Here is a 19,986-nt window from a genome sequence, read left to right as displayed (position 1 = left end):
TTGAGGAGCGATTATGTCTTTTCATGATCCGCTAACGCTAAAACTGAGCCTGCGTGAAAAATTCGCCTACGGAGTGGGTGACTTCGGCTCAAATTTGATGCTGTGTATCGGCACGCTGTATCTGCTTAAATTTTATACCGATGAACTAGGGATGCCTGCATATTACGGCGGGATTATCTTTCTGGTGGCGAAATTCTTCACCGCCTTTACCGATATGCTGACCGGTGTATTGCTGGACTCAAGGCGAAATATTGGCGCAAAAGGGAAATTCAGGCCCTTTATTTTGTATGCGTCATTTCCTGTCGCCGTCGTGGCCAGCGCGCAGTTTTTAGCTACAGATTTTACGCTCACGGTGAAAACCGGGCTGGCGACGGTGTTGTTCATGCTGTTCGGTCTGTTCTATAGCCTGATGAACTGCTCCTACGGCGCGATGGTGCCTGCAATCACGAAAAATCCACATGAACGTGCTCAGCTCGCCGCCTGGCGTCAGGGCGGCGCCACCATTGGCCTGTTATTGTGTACCGTTGGCTTTATGCCGATTCAGGCGCTATTTGTCAGTTCCCCCTCATTGGGTTATCTGATTGCCGCACTGATCTTTTCGGTCTGCGGACTGTTCAGCATGTGGTGGTGCTTTAGCGGTGTGAAAGAACGCTATATCGAAATCGTGCCGGACCACCATAAGCCCAGTATTCTCAAATCATTCTGTGCCATTTTCCGTAACCCCCCGTTGCTGGTGCTGTGTGTTGCCAACCTGTGCACGTTGGCCGCATTCAACATCAAGCTGGCAATCCAGGTGTATTACACCCAGTACGTGCTCAACGATATTCATCTGCTGTCGTGGATGGGTTTTTTCAGCATGGGATGCATTTTGGTCGGTGTGCTGCTGGTTCCTGCGGCCGTGAAACGCTTCGGTAAAAAGCAGGTTTATCTCGGCGGTCTGGCATTATGGGCTATTGGCGATGTACTGAACTTTTTCTGGGGCAGTACGTCATTTTTATTCGTGACGTTCTCCTGTATGGCTTTCTTCGGGACAGCATTCGTAAACAGCCTGAACTGGGCGCTGGTTCCGGATACGGTCGATTATGGCGAATGGAAAACGGGGATCCGCGCGGAAGGCTCGGTGTATACGGGTTACACCTTTTCTCGCAAAATTTCCGCTGCGCTCGCGGGCTTCCTGCCAGGCATCATGCTGACGCAAATCGGTTATATCCCCAACATAGCCCAGAGCGATGCCACCCTGCTCGGTTTGCGTCAGCTTATTTTCCTGTGGCCATGCGGACTTGCGATTATTGCAGCACTCACGATGGGTTTATTTTATAAACTCAATGAAACTCGTTTTGCTTTTATTATTGAGGAAATCAGCCAACGGAAGAAAAAGAACACTCAAGCGGATCCTGTTACCACTAAAAATAATACCTCTGCTGTAAACGTATAAAAATAATTGCCGCTTATTCCATCTTAATGGATGGCGGCCTCCCTACGCTTAAAAAATGGATTTATTATGAAAAAGTTAACGACAATAATTCTCTTATCCTCTGTTGTGTCCACTTCTGTTTTTGCCGGTGCCTATGTCGAGAACCGCGAGGCATATAATCTGGCATCCGATCAGATAGAAGTGATGATGCGTGTTGGCTATAACTCCGATATGGGCGCAGGTATCATGCTCACCAACACCTACACCATGCAACGCAAGGATGAGTTAAAACACGGCTATAACGAAATAGAAGGCTGGTATCCTTTATATAAACCGACGGACAAATTAACTATTCAGCCCGGTGGGTTGATCAACGATAAGAGTACGGGTTCCGGTGGCGCTGCCTACCTGGATGTTAACTATAAATTTACCCCGTGGTTTAATCTTACCGTGCGTAACCGTTATAACCATAATAACTATAGTTCAACCGATCTAAACGGTGACCTGGACAATAATGATACCTATGAAATAGGTAACTACTGGAATTTTACTATCACCGATAAATTTTCCTATACTTTCGAGCCGCACTATTTTATACGAGTCAATGACTTCAACAGCAGTAACGGAAAAGATCATCACTGGGAAATTACGAATACCTTTAAGTATCGTATCAATGAACACTGGTTGCCCTACCTGGAATTACGCTGGTTAGATCGTAATGTGGAACCCTATCATCGCGAACAAAATCAGATTCGTGTTGGGGCAAAGTATTTCTTCTGATACTCCCGAGATAAAAAAAGCCGCTGATAATCAGCGGCTTTTTTATGCTTACCTGAGAAAGAGCGTTAATTACTCTTCTTTTGCGCCACGCATTGCACGGCGACGATCGTTTTCAGTCAGGTGACGCTTACGGATACGGATAGAGGTTGGAGTCACTTCTACCAGTTCGTCGTCATCGATGAATTCCAGAGCCTGCTCCAGAGTCATCTTAACCGGCGGAACCAGAACCGTTGCTTCATCAGTACCGGACGCACGCATGTTGGTCAGTTTCTTACCGGTCAGGCAGTTTACGGTCAGGTCGTTAGAGCGGCTGTGAATACCGATGATCTGGCCTTCGTAAACTTCAGCACCGTGACCCAGGAACAGCTTACCGCGGTCCTGCAGGCTGAACAGTGCGAACGCAACTGCTTTACCCTGGCCGTTGGAGATCAGTACGCCGTTCTGACGCTGACCCACATCACCCGCACGAACGTCGTCGTAATGGCTGAAGGTGGAATACAGCAGACCGGTACCGGAGGTCATGGTCATGAATTCTGAACGGAAGCCGATCAGACCACGGCTTGGGATCACGTAGTCGAGACGTACGCGGCCTTTGCCATCTGGATTCATGTTTTTCAGATCGCCTTTACGCTCACCCAGAGCCTGCATCACAGAACCCTGATGCTGCTCTTCAACGTCCAGCGTTACGTTTTCGAACGGCTCTTGTTTACGGCCATCGATTTCGCGGAAGATAACTTTCGGACGGGAAACCGCCATTTCGAAACCTTCACGACGCATGTTTTCGATCAGAACAGACAAGTGCAACTCACCACGACCGGATACACGGAACGCATCCGCATCTTCGGTTTCTTCAACGCGCAGCGCAACGTTGTGCACCAGCTCTTTGTTCAGGCGGTCAAGGATCTGACGAGAGGTAACATATTTACCTTCTTTACCACAGAACGGAGAGGTGTTTACGCAGAAGAACATGGTTACGGTCGGTTCATCAACGGACAGAGCCGGCAGCGCTTCGACATTCTGCGGGTCGCAGATGGTGTCAGAGATGTTCAGTTCGCCCAGACCGGTGATCGCGATGATATCGCCTGCTTCGGCAATATCACTCTCGATACGTTCCAGACCCAGGTGGGTCAGAACTTTACCGACTTTACCGTTACGGGTTTTGCCTTCGCTATCAATGATAGTGATCTGCTGGTTCGGTTTAACTTTACCGCGTTTGATACGGCCGATACCGATAACACCAACGTAGTTGTTGTAGTCCAGCTGAGAGATTTGCATCTGCAGCGGGCCATCAAGGTCTACGCTCGGAGCCGGTACGCGATCAACGATGGTCTGATACAGCGGAGTCATGTCTTCCGCCATATCTTCGTGATCCAGACCTGCGATACCATTCAGCGCGGAAGCGTAAACGATCGGGAAGTCCAGCTGCTCGTCGGTAGCGTCGAGGTTAACGAACAGGTCGAATACCTGATCAACAACCCAGTCAGGACGCGCGCCAGGACGGTCAACTTTGTTGATAACAACAATTGGCTTCAGGCCATGGGCAAAGGCTTTTTTGGTCACGAAGCGCGTCTGCGGCATCGGACCATCCATTGCATCCACCACCAGCAGCACGGAGTCGACCATGGACATTACACGTTCAACTTCACCACCGAAGTCGGCGTGCCCCGGGGTGTCAACGATGTTGATACGGTAGTCATTCCATTTGATAGCGGTGTTTTTAGCGAGGATGGTAATCCCACGCTCTTTCTCCAAATCGTTGGAGTCCATCACGCGCTCTTGGGTTTCAGCACGTGCATCGAACGTACCGGATTGTTGGAGCAGCTTGTCTACCAGGGTCGTTTTACCATGGTCTACGTGCGCGATGATGGCGATGTTACGCAAATTTTCGATCACAACTTTGCCTCAGGCATTTTAGAAATAGCGCGTTATTGTACACGGATTAATCGCAGTACAAAACAGGATCACAAACATCCTCCGCAAACAAGTATTGCAGAGTTTCTTTGTGATCACATTCACGGAGCGTTAAAAGGGGTAATCTGGGGTGCGTTGCACCAATATGGTGCTTAATGTTCACATTAAAGCACTATAATGGTGCAATACATCCTTCATGGTGCAGCCCCTTTGCACGATAGTGCGCATGATAACGCCTTTTAGGGGCAATTTAAAAGTTGGCACAGATTTCGCTTTATATTTTTTACGGCGACACGGCCAATTTTTTGCAGAATTGAAGACTTCGTTACCACGACGACCATGACCAATCCGGGAGAGTAAGTATGTCCGCTGAACACGTTTTGACGATGCTGAACGAACACGAAGTGAAGTTTGTTGATTTGCGCTTCACTGATACCAAAGGTAAAGAACAGCACGTCACTATTCCTGCTCATCAGGTAAATGCCGAATTCTTTGAAGAAGGCAAAATGTTTGACGGCTCCTCAATCGGTGGCTGGAAAGGCATTAACGAATCAGACATGGTTCTGATGCCAGATGCGTCTACTGCACTCATCGACCCGTTCTATGAAGAGTCTACCCTGATCATCCGTTGCGATATCCTGGAACCCGGTACGCTGCAGGGCTACGACCGCGACCCGCGCTCCATCGCTAAACGCGCTGAAGAGTACCTGCGTTCTACCGGCATCGCAGACACCGTGCTGTTCGGGCCAGAGCCAGAGTTCTTCCTGTTTGACGACATCCGCTTCGGCGCATCCATTTCCGGTTCCCACGTCGCTATCGATGATATCGAAGGCGCATGGAACTCTTCCACCAAATACGAAGGTGGTAACAAAGGTCACCGTCCTGGCGTGAAAGGTGGTTACTTCCCGGTTCCTCCGGTAGATTCTTCTCAGGACATCCGTTCTACCATGTGTCTGATCATGGAAGAAATGGGTCTGGTCGTTGAAGCGCATCACCACGAAGTGGCAACCGCAGGCCAGAACGAAATCGCGACCCGCTTTAACACCATGACCAAAAAAGCGGACGAAATTCAGATCTACAAATATGTGGTTCACAACGTTGCGCACCGCTTCGGTAAGACCGCGACCTTTATGCCAAAACCGATGTTCGGCGATAACGGTTCCGGCATGCACTGCCACATGTCCCTGTCCAAGAACGGCGTAAACCTGTTCTCCGGTGACAAATACGCGGGTCTGTCTGAGCAGGCGCTGTACTACATCGGCGGCGTAATCAAACACGCTAAAGCCATCAACGCCCTGGCTAACCCGACCACCAACTCCTACAAGCGTCTGGTCCCGGGTTACGAAGCGCCGGTCATGCTGGCTTACTCTGCCCGTAACCGTTCTGCTTCCATCCGTATTCCGGTGGTGGCTTCTCCGAAAGCGCGTCGTATCGAAGTGCGTTTCCCGGACCCGGCTGCTAACCCGTACCTGTGCTTCGCCGCGCTGCTGATGGCCGGCCTTGACGGTATCAAGAACAAGATCCACCCGGGCGAAGCGATGGACAAAAACCTGTACGACCTGCCGCCTGAAGAAGCGAAAGAGATCCCACAGGTTGCGGGTTCTTTGGAAGAAGCACTGAAAGAACTGGATCTGGACCGTGAGTTCCTGACTGCAGGCGGCGTGTTCACCAATGAAGCGATCGATGCGTACATTACGCTGCGTCGTGAAGAAGATGACCGTGTGCGCATGACGCCGCACCCGGTAGAGTTTGAGCTGTACTACAGCGTTTAATTTAACTTTTACACTCTCACATAAAAACGTGCAGAGGGTGTAATAACCAATGGATTTCTTGCTACAGCAAGGCGGCAATTGAGTGAATCCCCGGGAGCTTACATAAGTAAGTGACTGGGGTGAGCGAAAGCAGCCAACACAGCTGTAGGGAGAAAGACGAAGGTTTTAGTTGCCGTGGAACTTTTAGCCCATCTCTGGATGGGCTTTTTTCTCCACTAACAACCTGCTTTCTCGCGCTTTTTATCCATAAAAAGCTATAATGCACTAAAATGGTGCAACACTTTTCAGGAGACTGCTGAATGGCAACCGGCACGCTGCCCGATGCTGGGCAGATCCTCAATTCTTTAATCAATAGCATCTTACTCGTCGACGATGAGCTGTCGATACATTACGCCAACCCGGCGGCACAGCAGTTGCTCGCTCAAAGCTCCCGCAAACTGTTTGGTACACCGCTGCCCGATCTGTTGAGTTATTTCTCGTTAAACATCGGACTGATGCGTGAGAGCCTGGAAGCCGGTCAGGGCTTTACGGATAACGAAGTGACGCTGGTGATAGACAGCCACTCACATATCCTCTCTGTGACCGCCCAGAGGCTGCCTGATGGCCTTATCCTGCTGGAGATGGCGCCAATGGATAACCAGCGCCGTCTGAGTCAGGAACAGCTCCAGCATGCCCAGCAAATTGCCGCCCGCGATCTGGTCCGCGGTCTGGCGCATGAAATTAAAAACCCGCTGGGCGGGTTACGCGGCGCGGCGCAGCTTCTCAGTAAAGCGCTCCCGGACCCGGCGCTGACCGAATATACCAAAGTCATTATTGAGCAGGCCGACCGCCTGCGTAATCTGGTCGACCGTCTGTTAGGACCGCAACAACCGGGCATGCACGTCACGGAAAGTATTCACAAAGTGGCGGAGCGTGTAGTGGCGCTGGTTTCGATGGAAGTGCCAGAAAACGTAACGCTAATTCGTGATTACGATCCGAGCCTGCCTGAGTTATTGCACGACCCGGACCAGATAGAACAGGTTCTGCTGAATATCGTGCGCAATGCCCTGCAAGCGTTAGGGCCGGAAGGCGGAGAGATCGTACTACGTACCCGCACTGCGTTTCAGCTCACGCTGCACGGCGTGCGTTACCGTCTGGCGGCGCGGATCGATGTTGAGGATAACGGCCCGGGTATTCCCTCTCATTTACAGGACACGCTGTTCTACCCAATGGTCAGCGGTCGCGAGGGCGGTACCGGCCTTGGGTTATCCATCGCCCGTAATTTAATTGATCAGCATTCCGGCAAAATTGAATTTACCAGTTGGCCGGGTCATACCGAGTTCTCGGTTTACCTGCCTATCAGGAAATAAAGGTGACGTTTATGCAACGAGGAATAGTCTGGGTTGTTGATGACGATAGTTCCATCCGTTGGGTGCTAGAACGTGCGCTCGCAGGGGCTGGTCTGAGCTGTACCGCATTTGAAAGCGGTAAAGAGGTGCTGGACGCGCTGGCCAGCAAAACACCGGACGTACTGTTGTCAGACATTCGCATGCCGGGTATGGACGGTCTGACGCTGTTAAAACAGATTAAACAGCGTCATCCGATGCTTCCGGTCATCATAATGACGGCGCATTCCGATCTGGATGCCGCCGTCAGCGCCTACCAGCAAGGGGCGTTTGATTATCTGCCCAAACCTTTTGATATTGACGAAGCCGTGGCGCTGGTCGAACGCGCCATCAGTCATTATCAGGAACAGCAGCAGCCGCGTAATGTACAAATCCACGGTCCAACGACCGACATCATTGGCGAAGCGCCGGCGATGCAGGATGTTTTTCGCATTATTGGCCGGCTTTCCCGTTCTTCAATCAGCGTATTGATTAATGGCGAGTCCGGGACCGGTAAAGAGCTGGTCGCTCATGCCCTACACCGCCACAGCCCACGCGTCAAAGCGCCGTTTATCGCGCTGAACATGGCGGCGATCCCGAAAGATTTGATCGAGTCTGAACTGTTCGGTCATGAGAAAGGGGCGTTTACCGGGGCAAATACCATTCGTCAGGGACGTTTTGAGCAGGCTGACGGTGGTACGCTGTTCCTCGATGAAATCGGCGATATGCCGCTGGACGTGCAAACGCGTTTACTGCGCGTATTAGCCGATGGACAGTTTTACCGTGTGGGCGGTTATGCGCCGGTGAAAGTGGATGTTCGCATCATCGCCGCCACGCACCAGAATCTGGAACTGCGCGTACAGGAAGGCAAATTCCGTGAGGATTTATTCCACCGTCTGAACGTCATTCGCGTGCATTTGCCCCCGCTGCGTGAACGTCGGGAAGACATCCCTCGCCTGGCACGTCATTTCCTGCAGGAAGCCGCCCGCGAACTGGGGGTGGAAGCCAAGCAATTACATCCCGAAACCGAGGCAGCGCTTACGCGTCTGGCCTGGCCGGGCAACGTACGCCAGCTTGAAAACACCTGCCGCTGGTTAACCGTCATGGCTGCCGGACAGGAAGTATTGATTCAGGACTTGCCGGCCGAGCTTTTTGAAACCAGCGTGCCAGACGCGCCGTCCCCTATGCAGCCGGACAGTTGGGCAACGCTGTTAGCACAGTGGGCAGACCGGGCATTACGTTCCGGTCATCAAAACTTGCTTTCTGAAGCTCAACCAGAAATGGAGCGCACGCTATTGACCACCGCGCTACGTCATACCCAAGGGCATAAACAGGAAGCCGCGCGCCTGCTCGGCTGGGGCCGTAATACCTTGACGCGTAAGTTAAAAGAACTCGGAATGGAGTGACGCTCGGTCACAGTGTAAAGATTGATAATTGAGCGCAAATTGCTGCTATTTTGCGCTTTACTGTTCCGATGAGTTAAGTATGATCGTGCCCGGCTAACGGGGGGAAGTCATCATGCTGGAATCAATGATTAATCTGCTGTCGAGCGGTGCGGTCGAAAGCCATACGCCACAAACTGCGGTTGCCGCAGTGCTGTGCGCGGCGCTGGTTGGACTGTTCAGCTAACGATGTGCCGAATGGCGCTAGCGCTTACCCGATCTACGGATTGATATTTCGTAGGCCCGGTAAGCGCAGCGCCACCGGGCAACCCAGTTAAATGACGCGCGAGAACTGCTGCATTCGCGCTTTCTGGCGCAGATACGCATCGAAGCACATGCAAATATTCCGAATCAGCAGGCGGCCCTTAGGCGTAACCTGAATTCCCTTCTCATTCACATCCACCAGCCCATCTTTCGCCAGCGGCGCCAGCAGTTTCAGGTCTTCGACAAAATAGTCAGCAAAATTCAGATCCCATTGCTGTTCCACGGCGGCGTAGTCGAGGCGGAAATTGCAGATCAAAAGCTTAATCACATCCCGACGAATACAGTCATCACGGGTCAGAGCAATGCCTCGCCATAACGCGTTTCCCTGCTCGTCTACCTGCTGATAATAGCGCTTCAGCTCTTTCTGGTTCTGCGCGTAGTTGTCGCCAATCATACTGATGGCCGATACGCCCATCCCCAGCAGGTCGGTATCGCCCTGGGTGGTATACCCCTGGAAATTACGATGCAGCACACCTTTGCGTTGAGCAATCGCCAGTTCGTCATCCGGGCGAGCAAAGTGATCCATGCCAATGAACTGATAACCTGTTTCAGTCAGTGAAGAGATGGTCTCCTGCAGGATATCCAGCTTTTGTTGCGCGCTGGGCAGGTCGGCATCTTTGATTTTGCGCTGAGCAGCAAACAGCGTTGGCAGGTGCGCATAGTTAAAGACGCTAAGTCGGTCTGGATTCAGTTCAGCCACACGTTTCAGGGTAAAGGCAAAGCTCTCCGGCGTCTGTTTTGGCAAGCCATAAATCAGATCGATGTTCGTCGAGGTAAAGCCAATCTCCCGCGCATGATTCAGCAGCGCAAAGATAAATTCTTCATCCTGCTCACGGTTAACCAGACGCTGCACTTCTTTATTGAAATCCTGTACGCCCATGCTCAGGCGGTTAAAACCTTCAGCACGTAAATGATCGAGTACATCCAGTTCAATTTCACGCGGATCAACTTCGATCGAGATTTCCGCATCCGCGTTAAAGTTGAAGTTGCCACGCAGCAACGACATCAAACGGCTGATTTGCGCTTTATTCAGATACGTTGGTGTGCCGCCGCCCCAGTGCAGTTGGCTGACATGGCGTCCGGCAAACAGCGGTGCGCGATGAATGATTTCTTGTTCTAAGACATCGAGGTATTGATCGGCTTTATGCTGCTGACGCGTCACAACCTTGTTGCAGCCGCAGAAGTAACACAGTTTGTGGCAGAACGGGATGTGAACGTACAACGAGAGCGGACGCTCAGGGTAACGCGCCACAGCGTTTAAAAACGCCTCGGCGCCGTAGTCTTCAGAAAACTCCAGCGCGGTTGGGTACGAGGTATATCGTGGCCCGGAATAGTTATATTTCTGGATCAGGGCCAGGTCCCAGTCTATTAGCTGCTCTGACATGCTCACTCCTTCCGATGGCGTCTCTGGCGGGTACGGCGTACCGGCTTAACCCCTGTGCGGGTAATAAGCCGGTTGCGCAGCCACTTCTGTCGCCGCGACAACCGCTGTAGTTTAACGAATAACCACACCAGATAACATATAACCGGAAGGGTTATAAGCAGGACGGGAAGACCCACGGTGTAAAACCGTTAGTTGCCGCCTTTCAGCAGGCGCATCATGTCTTCCGGTTTTTCTTCTTCTTCCTCTTCTTCCTCGTCATCGTAAGAGAGACCCAGCTTTTGCATCAGTTCATCAATGCGATCCAGCTTGGCATCAACCCAGGTCTGATCTTCCGCACTCAGGGTTTCTCCTGCTTCAAGACGCTCCAGCAGCGCATCCAGGCGCTCATCCGTTTCCAGTAAATCCAACTCAGCCTGTGGTGAAAGCATAGGTTTCTCACTCTTCGGTTTGTGCTGTTTGGTGACTTTTTCGGTCACGCCCAATGGAATGGGGGTTTTACTGCCAATACGAGGATCTTGTTGCTTATTTTGCTTTCCGCCACCAGATGCGCCATCGCTACCGGACGCACGGCTACCCGCCGCATGGCCACGGTGTTTTTTCTGGCGCTTACGGTCGCGAGCTTCCTGGTTAATTTCTTCGCGTGTTTTACGACGCGCTTTTGCAGGACCTTTACCGCGTGGTGTAGAAGTTGGTTTCATCATGATTCGTCTTTGGCTGTTTTAATTCAGTATATATTTGCGCCGGAATCTAGCAGAAATAAAGAAAAAAGGCGACAGAGTAATCTGTCGCCTTTTTTCCTGACTCTCAACCCTTACGGGCTCTACTATCCCTGTTGGCTATCAACACACCCTGTTTTTCCCTTAGCCTGAAACATTCCGTGTTGTTTCCATTTCCTTTTACTAACGTCTCCGGACGTTTGTCTTCCTGACAATCCTGTGTCTTCGCCTCCTGGCGCTCCTGACCCTCATCCTGAGTCGTCTATCCTGTCAGCTTCCTCGCTATGGGCACTACTTTAACGTTTTGGTTTAAACGTACAAGTAACCAAGGCAACAATTTCGGATTTTAAGAATAGTGCCTAACCGTAACGCTATGATTTATTTAGGCCATGTCATTTTTTACACTGTCATCTCGTATAGATACTATCGGCAATGTCTCACAAAGTGCGAGGTTTTTACTTACACAGGCCACGCGTCGAAAAACCAGCCTTTTGCTGGTGTTCAGGTATAATCGCTGCAAAGCCTTGATTGATGGAGAGGACCGCTTTGACTAACTTGAATTATCAACAGACGCATTTTGTGATGAGTGCGCCTGATATTCGCCACCTACCTTCCGATACCGGAATCGAAGTGGCTTTTGCTGGCCGTTCCAACGCAGGCAAATCCAGTGCGCTAAATACCCTGACTAATCAAAAGAGTCTGGCACGTACATCTAAAACACCGGGCCGTACTCAGCTCATCAACCTGTTTGAAGTCGTTGACGGCAAACGCCTGGTTGACCTGCCGGGGTACGGTTACGCCGAAGTGCCGGAAGAGATGAAGCGCAAATGGCAGCGCGCACTGGCTGAATATCTGGAAAAACGTCAGAGCCTGCAAGGTCTGGTGGTACTGATGGATATTCGTCACCCGCTTAAGGATCTGGATCAGCAGATGATCCTGTGGGCGGTAGAGAGCAACGTTCAGGTTCTGGTGCTACTGACTAAAGCAGACAAGCTGGCCAGCGGCGCGCGCAAAGCTCAACTGAATATGGTACGTGAAGCCGTGCTGGCGTTTAATGGTGATGTGCAGGTAGAAGCCTTTTCATCACTGAAAAAGCTGGGCGTAGACAAATTGCGTCAGAAGCTGGATAGCTGGTTTAGTGAACTGGCACCGGTTGAAGAGATTCAGGACGGGGAATAAACCCCCCGCTATGCCGGATGGCGCCGCTGCGCGTCTTATCCGGCCTACGGCGTGAGCGAAACTTTTCTTGCGCACAATAAAAAACGCCCCAGTCATTACTGACTGGGGCGGCTAAAATATTCAGCCAAATCCGATTACGTGAAGTAAAAGGTCTGAAAGATAGAACATCTTACCTCTGTACCCTACGTGAATAACTTTACTCTTTTTTGAGCAGCTCAGAAAGCACTTTTTGTAATTTTTTTTCATTCCTTACAGAGGGAATTCTAATGAACATCACAAAAAGTTCTATCTTATGTTGCTTAGTTACGAAAAAAGGCCGTTATTCAGTAAACCCTTAGTGCGCTTGATCCCAGTTTTCACCACTACCGACTTCCACTAATAGCGGCACGTCAATCTGGGTCTCGTTTTCCATCAGTTGATGGATCTTTTTAGACACACTTTCCAGGTCATCTTTGTGCACTTCAAACACCAGTTCATCGTGAACTTGCATGATCATGCGCACGCGCGGTTGCTCGGTTTGCAGCCATCCGTCTACGGCTATCATGGCTCGCTTAATAATGTCTGCGGCAGTACCTTGCATCGGGGCGTTGATCGCGGCACGTTCAGCACCTGCACGACGAGCGCCATTACTGGATTTAATATCCGGCAAATAGAGGCGACGCCCTTCCAGCGTTTCAACGTAACCCTGCTCTTTTGCCTGTGCGCGTGTGCGTTCCATATATTCCAGCACGCCAGGGTAGCGTTCGAAGTACAGATCCATGTACTTCTGTGCTTCTTTGCGCGGAATATTTAACTGGCGAGCAAGACCAAAGGCGCTCATCCCGTAGATTAAACCGAAGTTGATAGCTTTCGCGCTGCGGCGTTGTTCGTTAGTTACTGAATCCAGCGGTAAGCCAAAGACTTCAGCGGCGGTTGCGCGGTGAATATCTTTCCCTTCGGCAAATGCGGTAAGCAAACCTTTATCACGCGAGAGATGCGCCATGATACGCAGTTCAATCTGCGAGTAGTCCGCGGAAACAATCACGTAGTCTTCCGGTGCAATAAACGCCTGGCGAATACGACGACCTTCGTCATTACGTACCGGGATGTTTTGCAGGTTCGGATCCGTTGAAGACAAGCGCCCGGTCGCGGTAACCGCCTGATGATAAGAGGTATGTACGCGCCCGGTTTTCTTGTTAATCATCAACGGAAGCTTGTCCGTATAGGTCGACTTCAGTTTTGCCAACCCGCGATATTCCAGGATCACTTTCGGCAACGGGTAATCCAACGCGAGCTCTTCCAGTACCTCTTCCGACGTCGATGGCGCGCCGCCTGGCGTTTTCTTCAGCGGCTTAATGCCCTGCTTTTCAAACAGGATGGTTTGCAGTTGCTTGGTGGAAGAGAGGTTAAACGCTTCTCCGGCAATCTCGTGCGCTTTTTGCTCCAGCTCGTTCAAACGCAGCGTCAGCTCTTCTGAATGTTTGTGCAGAACAGCCGGATCGATTTTCACACCGTTGCGCTCAACGCGAGACAGAACCGGCACCAGCGGCATGTCGATATTTTCAAAGACGTTCAGCGGCCCTTTGTGCTGTTGCAATTCCGGCCACATTTTCAGGTGCAGCTGTAGCGTAACGTCGGCATCTTCCGCGGCATAACGACCAGCCTCTTCCAGCGCTATCTGGTTAAAGGTCAGCTGGTTTTTGCCCTTTCCGGCAATCTCTTCAAAGGTAATGGTTTTATGTTTCAGCCAGCGATCGGACAGGCTGTCCATATCGTGTCGACCAGCAACACTGTTAAGAATGTAGGACTCGAGCATGGTGTCAAAGACGATGCCGCGCAGTTCGATATCGTAATTCGCCAGAATGCCGCGATCGTACTTCAGGTTTTGTCCCACTTTATGCGCGTTTTCGTCTTCCAACAGCGGCTTCAGCAGCGCCAGCGCACGGTCGCGAGTGATCTGATCGGGAGCATCCAGGTAGTCATGGGCAACAGGGACATAGGCAGCCACGCCCGGTTCAATGGCAAAAGACAGTCCAACCAGATTCGCAGAGATATTGTCCAGGCTGTCAGTTTCTGTATCAAAAGCGAAGACGGGCGCTTTTTTCAGCTTCGCGATCCACTCTTCCAGCGTCGCTTCATCCAGAATCGTCACGTAGTTATCGTACGAAAGAGCCGTCGCCGGTTCTTCCGGCGTAGCCTCGACGACGATGGTTTCCTGCGGTTTAGCCGCCGGCTTCGTTCCTTTCGCCTGTAGCCATTTACCGGCTTCTACGTCTGCAACCCAACGCTTAAACTCATACTGTTTAAACAGGCCAAGCAGTTCATCTGCTGCGGGCTGCTTCACTTCCAGTTGCTCGCAGGTTAACTCCAGCTCAACATCTGTTTTAATGGTCGCTAATTGATAAGAGAGGTACGCCACCTCTTTATTTTGCTCAAGCTTGCCCGCCATGGTTTTCGCACCACGGAAAGTCAGCCCCGCAATTTTGTCAGATTCAGCATAAAGGGTATCCAGCCCCCCCAAGCCCTGGAGCAGGGCCTGAGCGGTTTTTTCACCCACGCCAGGTACGCCAGGAATGTTATCGGAGGAGTCGCCCATCAGCGCCAGGAAATCAATGATCAGCTCAGGTGGCACACCGTACTTATTCACCACTTCATCCGGGCCGAGGATCGTATTGGTCATGGTGTTAATCAGGGTGATGTTCGGTGTCACCAACTGAGCCATGTCTTTATCACCGGTACTGATCAGCACCGGACGACCAACCTTTTCCGCTTCACGCGCCAGCGTACCGATAACATCATCCGCTTCCACGCCTGAAACAGCCAGTAATGGCAGCCCCATCGCTTTTACCATCGCATGTAGAGGTTCAATCTGCGCACGCAGATCGTCAGGCATTGGCGGGCGGTGTGACTTGTAATGCTCGAATAATTCATCACGGAAGGTTTTACCCTTAGCGTCAAATACCACAGCAGCATGGGTCGGTTGATATTGTAAAATCAAGCTACGCAGCATGTTGAGAACACCGTACATCGCACCAGTAGGTTCTCCTGCGCTGTTAGTCAGCGGCGGAAAAGCGTGATATGCGCGATAAAGGTAAGATGAGCCATCTACAAGGATAAGTGGGTTTTCTGGGATCTGAACCATAATGTCCGTGCCTGTTTATCAGATTATGGGTAAAGGATGCCACAGACGGGATGAAAACATGAGTTTTTCGCCGTTTTTGTCGAAAAACTTTTGCAGTTCTTCTGCTTTGCTCGCAAATAAGACTGTGGATAACTTTGTGAATAAATAATTTTCAGCTCTTTAAATATAGCAAGATAATTATTGATTCATTATATTTTTATATGTATTTCATCAGGTTAAATAAATTCGCAGCATTTTATTCCATTTTTATCGCTTGTACCCTGATGTGGATAGATATTCCTTTTTTTTCTATTCAGTGAAGATCCATCATTTGGCTCGTTTTCTGATAAAATCAGCCCCTTGCGCCTTTTTAGCGCACTGTCTATGGCTAACCTTTTGAATAATTTAATTATGACAAGAATACTCGCTGCGATAACGCTGTTGCTGAGTATCGTATTGACCATATTGGTCACGATTTTTTGTTCTGTGCCGATCATCCTTGCCGGGGTGATAAAACTCCTTTTGCCTGTTCCTGTCGTCTGGCGCAAGGTTTCCATCTTCTGTAATTTCATGATGTATTGCTGGTGTGAAGGTCTGGCGCTACTGCTGCACCTTAATCCACGACTGAAGTGGGACGTCGAAGGGCTGGAAGGTCTTAGCAAAAAAAACTGGTATCTGCTCATTTGTAATCATTACAGCTGGGCCGATATCGTTGTGCTTTGCGTTCTGTTCCGTAAGCATATCCCAATGAATAAATATTTTCTCAAGCAACAGCTGGCTTGGGTGCCGTTTATTGGCCTGGCCTGCTGGGCGCTGGATATGCCGTTTATGAAACGTTATTCACGCGGCTACCTGCTCCGTCACCCGGAACGGCGCGGTAAAGACGTGGAAACAACGCGTCGCTCCTGCGAGAAATTTCGCGTACACCCGACAACTATCGTGAATTTTGTCGAAGGTTCACGCTTTACTCATGCGAAACGTGAGCAAACCCGCTCCCCCTATCAAAACCTGCTCCCACCTAAGGCGGCCGGTATCGCTATGGCATTGAATGTGCTGGGGTCGCAGTTTGATAAGTTGCTGAACGTCACGCTGTGCTACCCGGAAAATAGCAGCCGCCCTTTCTACGATATGCTGAGCGGCAAATTAACGCGTATTGTCGTGCGGGTGAACCTGGAGCAAATTCAAGAAGAGTTGCACGGTGATTACGTGAACGATAAGGGGTTCAAACGTCGGTTTCAGCTATGGTTGAATACGCTCTGGAGCGAGAAAGACGCGCAAATAGATGCGATTAAAGCCACAAACAAAAAAGCCGGTCAATGACCGGCTTTCACTTTTACTTCTGACTAACCAGGAATTTCACGGTATCCGCATACTGTTGTACAAAGATATCCATGCTGCTGGTATCCATGCCCTGCGGGTTTACCTGATATTTGCCATTCACGAACATTGCCGGAACGCCCTGCAACTGCAAATCAGCCGCCGCTTTTTCCTGCTGCGCCACGAGTGATTTCACCACGAAGCTGTTCCATGCCGCATCGTAGTCTTCGCCTTTAATACCCGCGTCGACAAACACTTTACGGATATCTGCAACAGACTGAACGGTCTGGGTTTTCTGCACAGCTTCAAACAACGGAACAGTGACCTTATCTTCAACGCCAAGTGCCATAGCAACAGCCCAGGCCTGAGTCAGATCTTTACCCAAAGGCCCAAGAAACTCGACGTGGTATTTGGTCATCTTGGTGCCTTCCGGCAGTTTTTTCTTCACGTTATCAGACACATGAAGTACTTCTTCAAACTGGTAGCAATGCGGGCAGTAGAAGGAGAAGAACTCCAACACTTGCGGTTCACCCGCAATAGGCTTTTCCAGAGTGATGTACTGTTTGCCATCCTGGAACTGCGCTGCAGATGCGCTAAAAGCTAAAACCATACCAGCCAGCGCCAGCCATATTTTTTTCATGTTCAAGTTTCTCCGATTAATACATTGGCGTTAATTGTAAGGGGGGACCTTGCAGAATTTTTGCCTGCTCAATAAAAGTTGCGGTCTGACGATGCCAGTAATCTTCCCCGGTTAACCACGGGAAGTTTTTTGGAAACGCAGGGTCAGCCCAACGTCGAATCAGCCATGCAAGATAATAAACTAAACGCATAGCACGTAAAGGTTCGATCAGTCCGATTTCTGTCGTGTCGAACTCACTAAACTCTTCATAAGCCTCGATAATGGTTTCAAGCTGCATGCGTTGTTCAGCTTTATCGCCGTTGAGAAGCATCCATAAATCCTGAACAGCCGGGCCATTGCGGGCATCATCTAAATCGACAAACATTGGACCGTCACGCCACAGAATATTGCCGGCATGACAATCGCCGTGCAGGCGTAACGTGGCAAAACGCGTATGCCAGCGTTCCGTAACCACTGTAATAAGTGCATCCGTTGCTTTCAGGAAGGCCGCTTTTTGCCCTGATGGAATAAGTTGGGCCTGTTCAAACAGTTTACGCGGTTCGGTCAGATACTCTTCAAGGCCAATCGTGGGGCGGAAAGCGAAATTGCGCTTGCCGCCGGTCTGGTGCATACGCCCCAGATAGCGCCCAACCGCCTCCATCTGATCGATGTTATCTGCCTCAAACTGGCGTCCGCCGACGCTTGGGAAAATAGCATAATGGAAACCCTGATGGCTTAACAACGTTTGGCCGTTCAGTACCAGCGGTGCAGCAACCGGCACTTCATCGCTCACCAGTTCCAGAGCAAACTGGTGCTCTTCCTGGATCTGATCGACGGACCAACGCTCAGGGCGATAAAACTTAACGACAAAGCGTCGGCGGTCTTCGTCCTGAAACTGATAGACACGGTTTTCATAGCTGTTAAGCGGGGTAAGCCCGGAGTCCACCCGGATCCCCTGCTCAAACAGTGCATCCATGATGGTATCCGGGTGTAGCGTCTGGAAAGTAAAAGCGTTGTCGTTCATCCCATCATCCGGAAAATACTACGAATGATTCAGGATATCATTTCGCAGCGCTTTCGGTGGCGGCGATTACAAGCTTTTACTCTTTAATTACGCCACGTGCGCGGAGAAGGGCAGTTTTAAAATCTTCTTCATAATCTTTCTGAATACCTGGGATGACGGCGTCTTTCGCCGAGTCACGCATTTTCAGGTGATAGATCAGAATGTCATCAGTTAAATCCGCCAGTTCACCGTCAAAACCTGACTCTTGCGCCAGTTTCTGTAAAAATTGCATCAGGTTAAGATCGGGTTCTTTCTGCCAGGCTGGCTGGAGGAGTTCAATAACTTCATTCAGGCGTTTACATTTCATGGTTGTGCTCCTTAGGCTCAATACGGATACGTTAGCAGGGTCAATCCCACATTAAAAGAGGCGATATCAGTGATTCTGGATAGTGCAATAACAGGGGTTGTACTGGCGGGCGGTAAGGCCAGACGAATGGGCGGAACGGATAAAGGTCTGCTTGAGCTGGACGGTAAACCGCTTTGGCGGCATGTAGCCGATACCCTCGCTTTGCAGGTCGAAACCGTAGTAGTGAATGCCAATCGCCACCGGGATATCTACCAACAAAGCGGCCTGAAAGTTATTCCCGATACCCTGGCCGATTTCCCTGGCCCATTGGCCGGGATGCTGTCGGTATTCCTGCAGCAAGCGGGGGACTGGTTTTTGTTCTGCCCGTGCGATATGCCCTATATTCCTCACGATCTGGTCTCTCGTTTAAAAGAGCAGCGCAAAGCTGCACCAATCGTCTGGGTGCATGATGGGGAAAGAGATCACCCGACAATTGCCCTGATGCACCGCTCCTTGCAGCCCTTGCTACAGGATTATCTTCAGTCAGGTGAACGACGCGTCATGGTGTTTATGCGTCAGGCTGGCGGTCATGCCGTCGATTTCAGCGATCATAAAGATGCATTCGTAAACGTGAACACGCCTGAAGAACTCGCAAAATGGCAGGAAAAATCATGATCCCATTACTTGCCATTGCGGCATGGAGCGGCACAGGGAAAACCACGCTGCTTAAGAAACTGATCCCTGAGCTGCGCGTCAGAGGTATTCGACCCGGATTGATTAAGCATACTCATCACAATATGGATGTCGACAAGCCCGGCAAGGATAGCTATGAGCTGCGTAAGGCAGGCGCGGCGCAAACACTGGTCGCCAGCCAGCAACGTTGGGCGTTAATGGTAGAAACACCGGAAGAACCCGAACTGGATTTAGCGTATCTGGTAAGCAGGATGGATGCTTCGACGTTGGATATGGTACTGGTTGAGGGATTTAAGCATGAACCTGTCGCGAAAATCCTGCTTTTTCGCGAGGGCTGCGGACATAGCCCAGAAGAGTTGGTGATGGATGAGTTTGTTATCGCGGTTGCCAGTGATGTTCCGTTACCTGTGGATGTTCCATTATTAGATATTAATGATATACAGCAAGTTGCAGAATTTGTTACGCAGTGGGCAAGACGATAACTGCGGTGTGGTGATGCGCCTGATGCGCTTTGGTAAGCCGGATAAGGCGGAACGCCGTATCCGGCAGGTTTCATTTCGCACAGACGCAAAAAAGCCCATCCGGCAGGATGGGCTTCTTCACTTATTTGATGCCTGGCAGTTCCCTACTCTCGCATGGGGAGACCCCACACTACCATCGGCGCTACGGCGTTTCACTTCTG

Annotated in this window: 19 protein-coding genes and 1 pseudogene; 10 read left to right on the top strand and 10 right to left on the bottom strand. The window is 50.7% G+C overall.

The annotated features are described in order from the left end of the window. Positions 1-13 precede the first annotated feature (13 nt). Both ACVXHP_RS22560 and ompL read left to right on the top strand, forming a co-directional pair. Positions 14-1,435 (top strand): MFS transporter, encoded by a 1,422-nt coding sequence (locus ACVXHP_RS22560; protein WP_047025932.1) that lies wholly within the window; start codon positions 14-16, stop codon positions 1,433-1,435. Between the two features lie 66 nt (positions 1,436-1,501). Beyond that, entirely contained in the window at positions 1,502-2,194 is a 693-nt protein-coding gene (gene ompL / locus ACVXHP_RS22555) for a porin OmpL (RefSeq protein WP_447572204.1), read from the top strand. A gap of 69 nt (positions 2,195-2,263) precedes the next feature. Here the strand turns inward: ompL and typA are convergent, their stop codons facing one another. After that, a complete protein-coding gene (gene typA / locus ACVXHP_RS22550) occupies positions 2,264-4,087 on the bottom strand; it encodes a ribosome-dependent GTPase TypA (RefSeq protein WP_008786988.1) in 1,824 nt (607 codons plus the stop codon). A 380-nt stretch (positions 4,088-4,467) separates the two neighbouring features. Between typA and glnA the strand changes: the two genes are divergently transcribed. The 4 genes from glnA to ACVXHP_RS22530 all read left to right on the top strand — a co-directional run bounded on the left by glnA (position 4,468) and on the right by ACVXHP_RS22530 (position 8,870). After that, positions 4,468-5,877, top strand: a complete 1,410-nt coding sequence (gene glnA / locus ACVXHP_RS22545) for a glutamate--ammonia ligase (protein WP_047025934.1) — start codon at positions 4,468-4,470, stop codon at positions 5,875-5,877. Positions 5,878-6,176: 299 nt separating this feature from the next. Continuing rightward, a complete protein-coding gene (glnL, locus tag ACVXHP_RS22540; RefSeq protein WP_047025935.1) occupies positions 6,177-7,226 on the top strand; it encodes a nitrogen regulation protein NR(II) in 1,050 nt (349 codons plus the stop codon). Positions 7,227-7,237: 11 nt separating this feature from the next. Next, positions 7,238-8,647, top strand: coding sequence for a nitrogen regulation protein NR(I) (gene glnG / locus ACVXHP_RS22535; RefSeq protein ID WP_042313592.1), 1,410 nt, complete (start codon positions 7,238-7,240; stop codon positions 8,645-8,647). A 112-nt stretch (positions 8,648-8,759) separates the two neighbouring features. Further along, positions 8,760-8,870, top strand: coding sequence for a YshB family small membrane protein (locus ACVXHP_RS22530; protein ID WP_003028631.1), 111 nt, complete (start codon positions 8,760-8,762; stop codon positions 8,868-8,870). Positions 8,871-8,957: 87 nt separating this feature from the next. Here the strand turns inward: ACVXHP_RS22530 and hemN are convergent, their stop codons facing one another. The 3 genes and pseudogenes from hemN to ACVXHP_RS22515 all read right to left on the bottom strand — a co-directional run bounded on the left by hemN (position 8,958) and on the right by ACVXHP_RS22515 (position 11,381). Beyond that, positions 8,958-10,331 (bottom strand): oxygen-independent coproporphyrinogen III oxidase, encoded by a 1,374-nt coding sequence (gene hemN / locus ACVXHP_RS22525; RefSeq protein ID WP_447572203.1) that lies wholly within the window; start codon positions 10,329-10,331, stop codon positions 8,958-8,960. A gap of 188 nt (positions 10,332-10,519) precedes the next feature. Continuing rightward, the gene (gene yihI, locus ACVXHP_RS22520; protein WP_047025942.1) at positions 10,520-11,029 is read right to left on the bottom strand and encodes a Der GTPase-activating protein YihI; all 510 of its coding nucleotides are present in this window, start codon (positions 11,027-11,029) and stop codon (positions 10,520-10,522) included. A gap of 106 nt (positions 11,030-11,135) precedes the next feature. After that, positions 11,136-11,381 (bottom strand): annotated as a pseudogene (locus tag ACVXHP_RS22515) (hypothetical protein). Between the two features lie 212 nt (positions 11,382-11,593). Here ACVXHP_RS22515 and yihA point away from each other — a divergent pair. Further along, positions 11,594-12,226 (top strand): ribosome biogenesis GTP-binding protein YihA/YsxC, encoded by a 633-nt coding sequence (yihA, locus tag ACVXHP_RS22510; protein ID WP_042313572.1) that lies wholly within the window; start codon positions 11,594-11,596, stop codon positions 12,224-12,226. A 120-nt stretch (positions 12,227-12,346) separates the two neighbouring features. On the opposite strand, the gene ACVXHP_RS22505 is transcribed toward yihA, so the two are convergent. From ACVXHP_RS22505 to ACVXHP_RS22495, 3 genes are all read right to left on the bottom strand, one after another. Next, the gene (locus ACVXHP_RS22505; RefSeq protein ID WP_071892919.1) at positions 12,347-12,394 is read right to left on the bottom strand and encodes a spot 42 RNA, inhibition of DNA synthesis; all 48 of its coding nucleotides are present in this window, start codon (positions 12,392-12,394) and stop codon (positions 12,347-12,349) included. Positions 12,395-12,560: 166 nt separating this feature from the next. Further along, entirely contained in the window at positions 12,561-15,347 is a 2,787-nt protein-coding gene (gene polA / locus ACVXHP_RS22500; protein ID WP_200009476.1) for a DNA polymerase I, read from the bottom strand. A 215-nt stretch (positions 15,348-15,562) separates the two neighbouring features. Then, positions 15,563-15,898 carry a hypothetical protein gene (locus tag ACVXHP_RS22495; RefSeq protein ID WP_233612887.1) on the bottom strand — a complete coding sequence of 112 codons (336 nt, stop codon included), beginning with the start codon at positions 15,896-15,898 and terminating at the stop codon, positions 15,563-15,565. Here ACVXHP_RS22495 and ACVXHP_RS22490 point away from each other — a divergent pair. Continuing rightward, positions 15,783-16,646: an acyltransferase gene (locus ACVXHP_RS22490; protein WP_447572220.1), complete on the top strand. Its 864-nt coding sequence runs from the start codon at positions 15,783-15,785 to the stop codon at positions 16,644-16,646. The two genes, ACVXHP_RS22495 and ACVXHP_RS22490, sit on opposite strands and share 116 nt — an antisense overlap. A gap of 13 nt (positions 16,647-16,659) precedes the next feature. Here ACVXHP_RS22490 and dsbA read toward each other — a convergent pair whose 3' ends face one another. The 3 genes from dsbA to ACVXHP_RS22475 form a co-directional block, all read right to left on the bottom strand. Then, positions 16,660-17,283 carry a thiol:disulfide interchange protein DsbA gene (gene dsbA / locus ACVXHP_RS22485; RefSeq protein WP_047025938.1) on the bottom strand — a complete coding sequence of 208 codons (624 nt, stop codon included), beginning with the start codon at positions 17,281-17,283 and terminating at the stop codon, positions 16,660-16,662. 16 nt (positions 17,284-17,299) lie between these two features. After that, positions 17,300-18,286 (bottom strand): serine/threonine protein kinase, encoded by a 987-nt coding sequence (locus tag ACVXHP_RS22480; protein ID WP_047025939.1) that lies wholly within the window; start codon positions 18,284-18,286, stop codon positions 17,300-17,302. Positions 18,287-18,362: 76 nt separating this feature from the next. Continuing rightward, a complete protein-coding gene (locus ACVXHP_RS22475; RefSeq protein ID WP_003028616.1) occupies positions 18,363-18,632 on the bottom strand; it encodes a YihD family protein in 270 nt (89 codons plus the stop codon). 69 nt (positions 18,633-18,701) lie between these two features. Between ACVXHP_RS22475 and mobA the strand changes: the two genes are divergently transcribed. Both mobA and mobB read left to right on the top strand, forming a co-directional pair. Next, positions 18,702-19,286, top strand: a complete 585-nt coding sequence (gene mobA / locus ACVXHP_RS22470) for a molybdenum cofactor guanylyltransferase MobA (protein ID WP_447572202.1) — start codon at positions 18,702-18,704, stop codon at positions 19,284-19,286. Next, positions 19,283-19,786, top strand: a complete 504-nt coding sequence (mobB, locus tag ACVXHP_RS22465) for a molybdopterin-guanine dinucleotide biosynthesis protein MobB (RefSeq protein WP_447572201.1) — start codon at positions 19,283-19,285, stop codon at positions 19,784-19,786. Before mobA ends, mobB begins: the two co-directional genes overlap by 4 nt. The last annotated feature ends 200 nt before the right edge of the window (positions 19,787-19,986 follow it).

It is taken from the genome of Citrobacter freundii complex sp. 2025EL-00176 (assembly GCF_053309355.1).
The sequence above is the reverse complement of the archived record's forward strand: the minus strand, read 5'-3'. Positions and strand labels throughout refer to the sequence as shown.